Origin of the sequence: Rhodococcus ruber, assembly GCF_027270735.1 — a bacterium.
GTDB lineage: Bacteria > Actinomycetota > Actinomycetes > Mycobacteriales > Mycobacteriaceae > Rhodococcoides > Rhodococcoides rubrum_A.
Genome location: NZ_JAPWIJ010000006.1, coordinates 347,464 through 358,181 on the forward strand (window position 1 = coordinate 347,464; position 10,718 = coordinate 358,181).

General features: G+C 62.3%; 9 protein-coding genes. 2 read left to right on the forward strand and 7 right to left on the reverse strand.

The features are described 5' to 3' along the window. Window positions 1-16 precede the first annotated feature (16 nt). Window positions 17-1,654 carry an SIR2 family NAD-dependent protein deacylase gene (locus O4220_RS16500; protein WP_269606059.1) on the reverse strand — a complete coding sequence of 546 codons (1,638 nt, stop codon included), beginning with the start codon at window positions 1,652-1,654 and terminating at the stop codon, window positions 17-19. Window positions 1,655-2,235: 581 nt separating this feature from the next. Here O4220_RS16500 and O4220_RS16505 point away from each other — a divergent pair. Beyond that, on the forward strand, window positions 2,236-2,733 hold the full coding sequence (locus O4220_RS16505) for a toll/interleukin-1 receptor domain-containing protein (protein WP_269606061.1): 498 nt from the start codon (window positions 2,236-2,238) through the stop codon (window positions 2,731-2,733). Between the two features lie 252 nt (window positions 2,734-2,985). On the opposite strand, the gene O4220_RS16510 is transcribed toward O4220_RS16505, so the two are convergent. Further along, window positions 2,986-4,287, reverse strand: coding sequence for an MFS transporter (locus O4220_RS16510; protein ID WP_269606064.1), 1,302 nt, complete (start codon window positions 4,285-4,287; stop codon window positions 2,986-2,988). Window positions 4,288-4,569: 282 nt separating this feature from the next. On the opposite strand from O4220_RS16510, the gene O4220_RS16515 reads away from it, so the two are divergent. Then, window positions 4,570-5,976 carry an FAD-binding oxidoreductase gene (locus O4220_RS16515; RefSeq protein WP_269606066.1) on the forward strand — a complete coding sequence of 469 codons (1,407 nt, stop codon included), beginning with the start codon at window positions 4,570-4,572 and terminating at the stop codon, window positions 5,974-5,976. Here O4220_RS16515 and O4220_RS16520 read toward each other — a convergent pair. From O4220_RS16520 to O4220_RS16540, 5 genes are all read right to left on the reverse strand, one after another. Beyond that, a complete protein-coding gene (locus O4220_RS16520) occupies window positions 5,960-7,072 on the reverse strand; it encodes a PucR family transcriptional regulator (protein WP_269606069.1) in 1,113 nt (370 codons plus the stop codon). The genes O4220_RS16515 and O4220_RS16520 overlap by 17 nt on opposite strands. 30 nt (window positions 7,073-7,102) lie before the next feature. After that, window positions 7,103-7,471 (reverse strand): hydroxyphenylacetyl-CoA thioesterase PaaI, encoded by a 369-nt coding sequence (paaI, locus tag O4220_RS16525; RefSeq protein ID WP_045841663.1) that lies wholly within the window; start codon window positions 7,469-7,471, stop codon window positions 7,103-7,105. Window positions 7,472-7,494: 23 nt separating this feature from the next. Further along, on the reverse strand, window positions 7,495-7,812 hold the full coding sequence (locus O4220_RS16530; RefSeq protein WP_269606071.1) for an EthD family reductase: 318 nt from the start codon (window positions 7,810-7,812) through the stop codon (window positions 7,495-7,497). Continuing rightward, window positions 7,809-9,836 (reverse strand): phenylacetic acid degradation bifunctional protein PaaZ, encoded by a 2,028-nt coding sequence (gene paaZ, locus O4220_RS16535; RefSeq protein WP_269606073.1) that lies wholly within the window; start codon window positions 9,834-9,836, stop codon window positions 7,809-7,811. The genes O4220_RS16530 and paaZ overlap by 4 nt, the downstream gene beginning before the upstream one ends. Before the next feature lie 173 nt (window positions 9,837-10,009). Continuing rightward, entirely contained in the window at window positions 10,010-10,621 is a 612-nt protein-coding gene (locus O4220_RS16540; RefSeq protein ID WP_222095468.1) for a TetR/AcrR family transcriptional regulator, read from the reverse strand. Window positions 10,622-10,718 lie beyond the last annotated feature (97 nt).

Consider the following 10,718-nt stretch of genomic DNA (forward strand, 5'->3'; position numbering starts at 1 on the left):
CTTGAACCGCTCGCCGCTACTGCATGCGTGTCGCACTTAAGTTCCGAATCCTAAGGCGGTCTACGAACTGACGAATCGCTTTTACGAGCCTTCTTGAGTCGGCACCAGAAATCGTATCCGCCGTATGAATCGTCTGGTTACGCCGATTCACCGCTTCTTCGATACTTAGCTTTTCCTCAACCGAGATGAACAGATCCCGCCTCTCGGCTTCCTTTAGCATCGACCGAAGCGGGGTAGGCCGAGGCGAGTCGCGGGCGTTGGCAGCAAATATCTCGGACAATGCGACTTCCAACAAAGAGACGGCCGATATCAACGCAGCCCCATACTCGCGATGTCTGAGCAAACGCTCCGGTTCCGCATTTTCGGAAAATTCCTTCTGCGCCACGGAGGAAAGCCAATCTCGGAAGTGACGTACAAATTCATCGGGGCTGACCTCGAACCGGGCTGGTCGCATGAGAGCGAATCGTCCATGTAGCGCCGATGGCACCGAGGGACGCGACTCCGAGAGAACAAGCAAGACGTTGCTCGCGTCCTTCTGCGCGACAGCCATCGCAACTTCGTACTCACTCGCCTGGTCGCCGACCTCGGCCACGACGTAAGCCGCCCGGCTTATCAGAGTGTCGAGCTTTGCAGAGATTGTGCCCGGCGGACTGAACATATCGCGCGCTGTAACGGGGACCAGTCCGTGTGCTTCAACTTCAGGAAAGATGAAGTCACGGTACCAACCGATCAGTTTGGCTGGAATCGCGAAGTAGCAGATTCGGCTCGGCTCCTCCAGTACCAGAAAATCGGCGGTGACACGGTCGTCTGCGTTTACGCTTTTCTCCGGCAGCCGATCACGCCAGTACTTAGCGAGTTCGGTGAAGAACTGCTCCAGCTCACCTCCAATGCTTAGCCCGCGAACTTTAGGAAGGTTAATGACCTTTACCCCCCGTCGTTCATATCTGCTGACCACGTGGGGAGGGCAATCAATCTGCACCGTCCAAAGCGGACGGTACATACGACCGAGACGTCGCTTTATCAGTGCGAGAATTTGTCTAGTGTCCGGGTCGTCAAGGCTGTATCCGACAAGAATCCCAGTACGCTCGACAAGCATCGCTGTAACACTCGTCACCAGCAACGGGAATGTATGGAGAAATTGGTCGTAATCCTCCTCTGTAATTACCATCCTGGCGGGATGATTTATATCGCCGTGAAGCTTGATTATGCGGGGGCCAGCGTATCTATTCGGCGTCGAGAGCTGAGTTTCGTCTACAACAGGAAGGCATCCCTTATTGATCTGCTCGTAGGCCCTCTCAAGCAGTAGGTCAAAATTGGTTGTGACGACATTTGCAAACCCGACCCGCGCGAAAGCGAGATGAGTCGGTCCAGGCGCTGCGTCGTACGCTCGTATCAGTGAGGCGGTCCTGTCAACGAGTGCGACACGCCCAAAAGCCTGTTCAAAGGCTGAGATGATCTCGAGTGTCCCGCTGGTCACGTCTGTGCCGTCCACATCACTTCCCAACGCGGCACCCAACTCAATCCACGAAACGGGCGGCTTTCCCCCCTGTACTACCGCGTTTCTGGAGAACCCGGCACCAACGATCGGCAGCCAAGCTCCCTCGACTAATTCGTCAAGCAGGTGTCGCGGAACATGATCGATGAGTGGTGCCACGGGCTCCAACCTAGCTTGAGTTCGGTTCACCTGGTCTTGCATTGGAGTGTTGGCGCGGCGCAAAGATTGAACCCCCAGGTCGAATCTTGGGGTACGAACCGAGGCAGTCGGCGACCGCCCCGCACCCGCTGTCAACCAGTGGGGCCGATTTACTGCTCCATCACGCCACCAGTATTCACCGTCGAGCGTAGGAATTTTCTGAATGATGAGTCAGCTGGCATCGATGCCGCTTGAGGAGCTGGATTGGGACTCACCGCATTCCGGCTCTCGCATGCAACACTTGAACTCATGAAAGCCATTCAGTATCGGAGGAACGCGGTGGCATAGCCTGAGCCAAGTGGACCGATAGTGTCAGACCCCACGTCTATCATCGATACATGGCGCAATGTACAGCACCGTCTAGAGGCCACCACACTGCAAGTGGGCGCGCGAACTGCCCTGCATGCAGCGGCAGGGGCAGTTACTACCCGTCGTACGCATATGGCGGCGGGCAGTCGTCCGCGTACAGCGGCGGAACGAGGTTAAACAGCTCATCCGGAGGGAGTAGCGGAGGCTCGCGTCGGACTAGGACCGGCCGGTCGGTGTCGTACACCTCGACAGAGTGGCGCACCGTCGAGCCGTTCACGAGGAAGGCGAGCGAGCAGGCCCAGACGCATCCAGAGCGCCGCGACCTGTTTCTGTGCCACGCGTGGGACGACAGACAAGGTAGCGCGAAGGATTTGTACAGCTTCTTGAAAGCAAACGGCGCTTCAGTCTGGTTTAGCGAGGAAGATCTCCCCCTCGGTTCGCTCATGATCCGCGAGATCGACAAAGGCCTCCGGAATTCCCGCGTCGGGATTGTGCTGGTCACGCCTGCGCTGCTCAAGAGTATCGAGGCCGAGGGTGTGGCCGAGAAGGAACTCGCAGTATTGCTGTCGAGTCGTCGCGTTGTCCCCGTTCTGCACGGAGTGAGCTTCGACGATCTCAACGATGTGAGCCCGATGCTCGCCTCGCATGCTGGACTGAACACGAAAGACTCTTCATTGAACGATGTTGCAGCCAAAGTCGCCGCCGCCGCCGCCGCCCTGCCTGCCGACTAGGTGTCAGCCCAGCAGTGGAACTACCGGTCCGTCTTCGGGGGCGGCATCGCCACGGTGGGGGCTTGACCAATGCTGTAGACGTTTGGTTGGTCGAGTCGATCAACTCAGTCGACTGGTCGGCGAAGATTTCGCCGAGAATGCCGCCCGCCAGCGCTCAGATAACCTGTTTCGGTCATCAGCTCGCTGCAGTCTGAGAACAGACGACGAAAGCCCCGCAACTCGGCTCGTTGCGGGGCTTTCGTCACAGATAGCTCAGACGTTCAGATCCTCGTCCCTACGGTTCTTGATGCGCGAGGTCGCAATGAAGGAGATTGCGGCCAGGATCATCAGGTAGATCGAGATGGACATCGAAGTGCCGGTTCCCTTGAACAGTGCCTCGGAAATCGTGGGAACGAACGCTCCACCGAGCACCGTGCCGATGGCGTAGCCGATGGATGCGCCACTGAATCGGACTGCAGCAGGGAACATCTCGGCGTACAGCGCCGGCTGCGGTCCGTAGGCGAGGCCGAGTCCGACGGCGAAGAGACCGAGGGCCACGTAGATCCAGTGCAATTCACCGGTGTCGACGAGCAGGAAGAACGGGATGGCGCACAACACCATCGATGCGTTGCCCAGGTTCATGATGGCGGTCCGGGAGTAGCGGTCGGACAGATACGCGCCGAGCAGGGTGAACACACCCCACACGAGAGCGGCGAAAAGACTGGCCACCAACACGTCCACACGGGCGAGCCCGTGCTCCCTCGTCGAGTACGCGACGATGAAGCCACCGACGATGATGTAACCATTGCCGTTGTTGCCGACGAACGACAGCGCTGCGAGCATCACCTGCTTCTTGTTGGTGCGCCACAGTGCACGAACGGGAGTGTGGTTGCGCTCCTTGCGTTCTGCGAGCTCCTTGAACACCGGAGTCTCTTCGACGCGGCGGCGGATGTAGAAGCCGACGAGTATCAGGACGAAGCTGATGAGGAACGGAATACGCCAGCCCCAGGCCTCGAACTGCTCTTCGCTGAGCAAACCGGTGCACAGTGCCAACGTTCCCACTGCAATGAGCATGCCGAGTGGGACACCCATCTGGGTTGCTGCGCCGTATATTCCGCGCTTGCCCTTCGGTGCATGCTCGACGGCCATCAGTGCCGCGCCGCCCCACTCGCCGCCGGTCGAGAACCCCTGCAGGATGCGCAACACGATCAGGATGATCGGAGCCCAGATGCCGATGGTCGCGTACGTGGGCAACAGGCCCATTCCGACGGTGGCCGCGCCCATCAGGGTGAGGGTCGCGATGAGGACCTTCTTGCGGCCGATCTTATCGCCGAAGTACCCCGCGACGATGGCCCCGAGAGGACGGAAGACGAAGCTGATACCGATGGTGACGTAGGCGACCAACTGCCCGGACGAGCCCATGGGCGCGAAGAACAGCTGAGCGAAGATCAGCGACGCGGCCTGCGCGTAGATGAAGAAGTCGTACCACTCGACGGTGGTTCCGACCATGCTGGCCATCGCGGCGCGGCGATGCTCACGCGACACCCCGGTGGGCGTCTCGACCTGTGTTGTCATCGACGATCTCGTTTCGTTCGGGCTCCGGCGCTCGTAAGAGCGAGCGACAGTTCGGAGTGACGTGGGGTATGAACAGCGGCGGATTCAGGTACCGACGAACCGGATAAAACTCACCGTCCATTCGGTCGGTAATTACGGTGACCGGCGCCACCGTAGTTTGTCAAGGTGGTCGCGTGCATAACAAGGCCCTACCCACACTTCGTCGGAAACTACCGATCGAGGCCTCGTGCTTCGTCCGAAACGACGCAGACATCGACAGTGACGCCGGACATACTCGAAGCCATGACTGCTCCGACCACCCTCGTTCTACATTCGCCGGTCATCGACGAACTGATGCGCGCCCTCGGTGCCGACGCGGTGGTGACCGACCCGGACATTCTAAAGAGCTTCCGGCACGATGCCGCCGCTCTGTGCGAATCCGCGCTACCCCTGGCGGCAGTGCTACCGAGCACCGAATCGGACGTACAGGCGATCATGAAAATCGCATCGGCACATCGCATTCCCGTGGTGCCGCAGGGTGCATTGACCGGCCTGGCGGGAGCCGCGAACACCAGCGTCGGAGCCATTGCCCTCAATACTCGGCGCATGAACAAGATCGTCGAGTTGGACGTCGTCAATCGCACCGCCGTCGTGCAACCCGGTGTCACCAACAAAGAGCTGAAAGATGCCGCCTTGCAGCAGGGACTGACGTACCTCCCTGACCCGTCCAGCTGGGAGGCGTCGACGATCGGCGGCAACATCGCCACCAACGCCGGCGGCCTGTGCTGCGTCAAATACGGCGTCACAGCACGATTCGTCCGTGGGCTGCGCGTCGTACTCGCCGACGGCCGCGCGACGTTCGTCGGTCGACGCACCGTCAAAGGCGTGGCTGGGCTCTCTCTGGCCGAACTGTTCGTCGGCTCCGAGGGAACGCTCGGCATCATCACCGAGGCCACCGTCGGCCTCGATTTCCCCAGCGCCGTACCACTCACGATGGCTGCGACCTTCCCCTCCACTGTCGCTGCAGGAGAGGCAGTGTCGAGGATTCGTGCGGCAGGTATCACCCCGAGCCTGTTCGAGTTGTTGGACCGCACCACCATCGCCGCTATCGACGCCTATGCCCGGATGGACTTCGGCACGGACGCCGCGGCCGTGCTGATCGCCCAATCCGACATCGGCGCAGGCGCCGTCGAGGAGCTCGAGGCCATTGCCGCACTGTGTACCGAATCCGGTGCGATCGATGTGGCCGTCGCCGAGGACGAGGTCGAATCGGAGCAACTCGTGCAGGCCCGACGACTGGCGTACCCCGCACTCGAGCGTCTCGGTTCACCGTTGGTCGACGATGTGTCCGTACCCATTTCGCAACTCGCCACGATGATCGACGAGGTGGGTTGGGTTGCAGACCGGCTGGGCATCGTCATCGGAGTCGTCGGCCACGCAGGGGACGGCAACATCCATCCGACGGTCATCGTCGACCCCCTCGACCCCTCATCGTTGGCCAAGGCGCACAGCGCGTTCGACGAGATTGCAGCATTCGCCCTCTCGCTCGGTGGAACCATCACCGGCGAGCACGGGGTGGGACTGCTCAAGCGGGACCTTCTCGAGACCGAACTCGATTCGGTTGCAGCGGAACTGCAGCGCGGCATCAAGGAATTGCTGGACCCGCACTATCTGCTCAATCCCGGGAAGGTACTCACCGCCCGGCCCTGAGCCGTAGCGACATCCACACCAGCAACCGGGTGTCCGCGTCGTCGAGATCGAGACCGAACAACTCCTTGGTACGCCGGAGCCGGTAGCGAAAGGTGTTGGGGTGCAGGTACAGCGATGCAGCTGCGGCGGCAACGTTGGACTCGTGCGCCAACAACGCCAGCACCGTCGCGGCGTACTCGGTGCCTTCCGAAGCATCGCAGGAGAGCATCCGCTCGACGGCAGGCAACGCCAACGACACCTCCGACAGCGCCGCCCCCGCTCTCCGAAGAGTGATCGGGATCCGATTCTGCTCGAATGTCGTTGTCTGTGAGCCTGTTTCCATCACGTCGAGTACCCAGTGAGCATGTCTGAGCGCTATCGCGGGACGGGCGTCCGGGCCACCGATCGCGAAGCTCACCGCGGCACCGAAGGCCGTCTCCGCCCGTCGTCGAACCTCCTCTGCCTCCGCAGCGAATGCGCGTTCGTCGTGGGACTCCACCACCAGCAGGACGGTGTTCCCGTCGACGATGCATCCGGAGTCACCGGCATCGCCGAACGTGAGCTGAAGCAGGCCAGCGAGCTGTACCTGCATGCTCTGCGCTCGCGGCGAATCCACTTTTGCGGCCAGAACGGCGTAGCGCTTTCCCGGCGTAGTGACGACCTCGGGATCGGTCAGTAACGCACGCACCCTGGGATTGTCGGCATCGGCCGGATGATGTCGGGCCGACAACAACGGCACTGCAGCTGCGGCCGCACGCGTCAATGCAGCCACTGCCGCAGGGGCCGGCGAACGGATACCAGCACCGGACGCAATGCACCAGATGGAGCCGAGGTACTCACCGTCGACCGACACCGCTACTGCCAGACGCGGTAGCGCACCGGCCACATCGACTACGTGAACGGTCGAGCTGCGCCGGAAGTCAGGATCGATGTGATGCACCATGTATCGAGCCGGGACCTGCTTGCCCAGAATACCGTCGCGTCGCACGTCGTCGATCGGCTGCCCCGGCACCGACGAATACGCCACCACATAGCCCTGCGGATCCATCACCGACACCGCACCACCCACCGCAGTGGCGGTGGCGTCTGCCAGCGCCGACAGGTCTGCAGCGGTCACCGACTCACAGTACTTCCACGCGCCGGATCGCTAGCGCGCTATCGTGCGACTGTCGCCTCGGAATTCGGCGATCAGCTCGTCTCGGCACGTCACCGACACGTCGTAGATGCCGTTGCGGCCGAACCTCGCACGCTCGACGGCGTCGGCGACGAGGACGTCGCCGACCTTCGTCGGACGGAGGTACCGGATGTCGCAGCGTGCCGCGACGGCCGAGTCCTCGTGCGAGTTGCAGGCCATAGCGAACGTCGTATCCGCAAGCAGGAAGACGTATCCGCCGTGTGTGATGGCGTAGCCGTTGACCATGTCCTCGGTCACGACCATCGACATTCTCGCGTGACCGGGTGACAGCTCGATCAGTTCGATGCCGAGCTTGCGGGACGCGGCGTCGACCTCGAACATCTCGCGGGCGATAGGCGAATCGGTCACGGCCGCAACACCGACTGCTCGTTCTGGGTGAACATCGTGACGCCGCCGGTGGCGAAGTTGCGCAGATCCTTACCTGCTGCCTTCATCTCGGGCGAACCCAATCCTGCCTTCAGCGACGCCTCGTCCGCGAAGTACAGACTTGCGATTGCGTAGTAGGGCGGCGGGGACTCGTCGAGCGAGTCGAGCGTGCCCCAGGTGAAGTCGACCAGGCCGGGAACTGCCCGAGCGAGGGGTACGTGCACCTCGGCGTAGTGACGATCGAATGCGGCAGGATCCTCGGGCATTCCATAACAGACGGCTACTCGTACGCTCATGATGCGGCCTCGGGCTTCGCGACGAGAGTCAGCACGTCGTATGTCGCGACGGGATCGCCGTCCTGGTTGACAACCACTGCATCCCACCGCACCTCGCCGTAATCGGCACTCTGACGCGGAGTGATCAGCTTGGCCGTCAACGTGACCGTCAGCGAATCCTCGGCCTTGACGGGCGTCAGGAAGCGCAGGCTGTCGACGCCGAAGTTGGCGAGTACGGGGCCCGGAGCCGGGTCGACGAACAGTCCGGCCGCCAGCGACACCACCAGGTATCCGTGCGCCACGATTCCACCGAACAACGGATTGACCGCTGCGGCTTCGGGATCGGTGTGCGCGTAGAAGGTGTCGCCAGTGAACTCGGCGAAGTGATCGATGTCCGCACGGGTGACCTGTCGGGGCCCACCGATGATGGTGTCGCCCAGCTTCAGTTCGCCGAGGTTCTTGCGGAACGGGTGGACGTCACCGGTCGTCTGCTTCGCTCCGGTGACCCACCTGTTGCCGATGGCCGTCAGGACGTCCGGGGTTCCCTGGATTGCGGTGCGCTGCATGTGGTGCAGGACGCCGCGGATACCACCGAGTTCCTCACCACCGCCTGCGCGGCCGGGTCCGCCGTGCACCAGTACCGGTAGCGGCGAACCGTGACCGGTCGATTCCTTGGCATCCTCGGAGTTCAGGACCAGGATGCGGCCATGATACGGAGCGCTGCCCAGGACGATCTCTCGCGCGATCGCGGAGTCCTTGGTCACCAGAGATGCAACCAGAGAGCCCTTTCCGCGCGCGACGAGGTCGAGCAGGTCTGCGGTGCTGTCGTAACCGATGACGGTGGAGACGGGCCCGAAGGCCTCGATCTCGTGCGGTTCGGATGCGGTCTTGTCGCCGGCCTTCAGCAGGACCGGTGCCATGAAGGCACCGGGTCGCGAATCCACGGCGTCCGGATCACCGAAGACGACCGTTGCCGACTTGGTCAGTCCACGAATGGATTTGAGGACTTCGTCGCGCTGGTCGATGCTGGCGAGCGCACCCATGGTGACCCCCTCGTCGGCCGGATCACCGACGACGACCTTCTCCAGCTTGGCCTTCAGCGCCTCGATGACGGGCTCGACCGAGTCCTGCGGAACCAGAACGCGCCGGATCGCCGTGCACTTCTGGCCGGCCTTCGACGTCATCTCGGTGAACACACCTTTGACGAACAGATCGAACTCCGGATCAGTCTGTGCCACATCGGAACCCAGGATGGACGCGTTGAGAGAATCCGCTTCCGCCGTGAAATGGAGTCCCTCGCCGACGACGTTGGGGTGCGAGCGCAGGGTCGCAGCGGTATCGGCCGATCCGGTGAAGGCCACCGAGTCCTGGCCGCCGAGGTGGTCGAGGACACCGCGGGCACTGCCACACAGCAACTGAACCGACCCCTCGGGCAACAACCCCGACTCGATGATCCGACGGAAGACAAGCTCGGTCAGGTACGCAGTTTGACTGGCGGGCTTGACGATCGACGGCACGCCCGCGATGAACGCGGGGGCCAGCTTTTCGAGGAAGCCCCAGACCGGGAAGTTGAACGCGTTGATCTGCACGGCGACACCGCGCCGGGAGGTGTAGATGTGCTGACCGAGGAAGGTGCCCTTCTTGCCGAGCTGCTCGATCGCGCCGTCGAGATAGACCGTCTCGTTGGGGAGTTCACGTCGAGCCTTGCTCGCATAGCTCAGCACAGTTCCGAAACCGCCGTCGATGTCGACGCCGGAATCGCGGGTGGTGGCTCCGGTGTGTCGGGAGAGTTGGTAGAACTCCTCCTTGCCGGCCATCAGCGTCAGGCCCAACTGCTTGAGCAGGGCTGCACGTTCGTGGAACGTCAGTGCTGCGAGCGCTGGGCCGCCGACGGTGCGGGCGTAGTCCACCATGCCTGCGACGTCGAGACCGCTGGACGACACCCGGGCGATCTCGCTGCCGTCGACGGCGCTCAGCAGCGGCGCTCCCTCATCGGGTGCGGAATACCACGTGCCCTGGGCATAGCTTTCCAGAAGTCTGCTCACAACGCCTCCATCTCACCGTACGTTCGGTCGGTAATTACCATCGCCGTCGAACGCCGAGATGTCAAGACTCGACGGCGGACCAGGTTGTTCACGATCGGAGCCGATCGGCGGAAAGCCGCGCAAGGTCGCCGATACCGAACACTCAGGTCCGGTGGCGGGGCGTGGGCGCCGGTTTACGTGCGACGCAGGCCGTCGAAGGTCAACGCGACGACGGCGTCGGCCAATTCCTCGACCGATCCGCCGGTGCGTGGGCGATACCACTCGATGAGCGAGTTGACCGTTCCGAAGACCAGCTTCGACGCCAGGGCCGGATCCACCCCTGGACGCAGGTCACCCTCCTCGGCGGCAGCCACCACGAGCCCGGTGACGAACGTGTCGAATTCGCGCCTGCGAGCGAGAGCGCGTCGCTCGACGTCGGTATTGCCTCGCACGCGCAGCAACAGCGTCACGTAGGGCAGTTCCGCACACAGGATGTCCACGCTGCGTCGCACCAGGTATTCGAGGCGGTCGATGTATCGCCCGGTGGTGGCCCGATCCTCGGTCGTGACGGCGAACAGTGCATTGAGAGCCCGCGACAGCGCGAGTTCGAGCAACTCGGACTTGCCCGACACGTGGTGATAGATCGAGGACTTGGTGATGCCGAGCCGCTTCGCCAGAACTTCCATGCTGGTTCCGTCGTATCCACGGTCGTTGAAGACCTTGACCGCCACTGCCAAGAGCGAGTCCAGGTCGTATCCCGGCCGCCCTGGCTGTCCGGTCTTGCGCGGCGCGCGTGCGGTTGTCATTGCCACATCTTCTCAGTCGGCGCCCGATTCCACAGCACCGTGGGCAGCAAACCTTGCCAAACGACCGAATGTTCGGTTACTAATGACGCAACCGTAC

Excerpts from the sequence above, each read along its gene's own strand:
- O4220_RS16510 (WP_269606064.1), bottom strand. The coding sequence starts at position 4,287 with ATGACAACACAGGTCGAGACGCCCACCGGGGTGTCGCGTGAGCATCGC.
- O4220_RS16515 (WP_269606066.1), top strand. The coding sequence starts at position 4,570 with ATGACTGCTCCGACCACCCTCGTTCTACATTCGCCGGTCATCGACGAA.
- paaI (WP_045841663.1), bottom strand. The coding sequence starts at position 7,471 with ATGTTCGAGGTCGACGCCGCGTCCCGCAAGCTCGGCATCGAACTGATC.
- O4220_RS16530 (WP_269606071.1), bottom strand. The coding sequence starts at position 7,812 with ATGAGCGTACGAGTAGCCGTCTGTTATGGAATGCCCGAGGATCCTGCC.
- O4220_RS16540 (WP_222095468.1), bottom strand. The coding sequence starts at position 10,621 with ATGACAACCGCACGCGCGCCGCGCAAGACCGGACAGCCAGGGCGGCCG.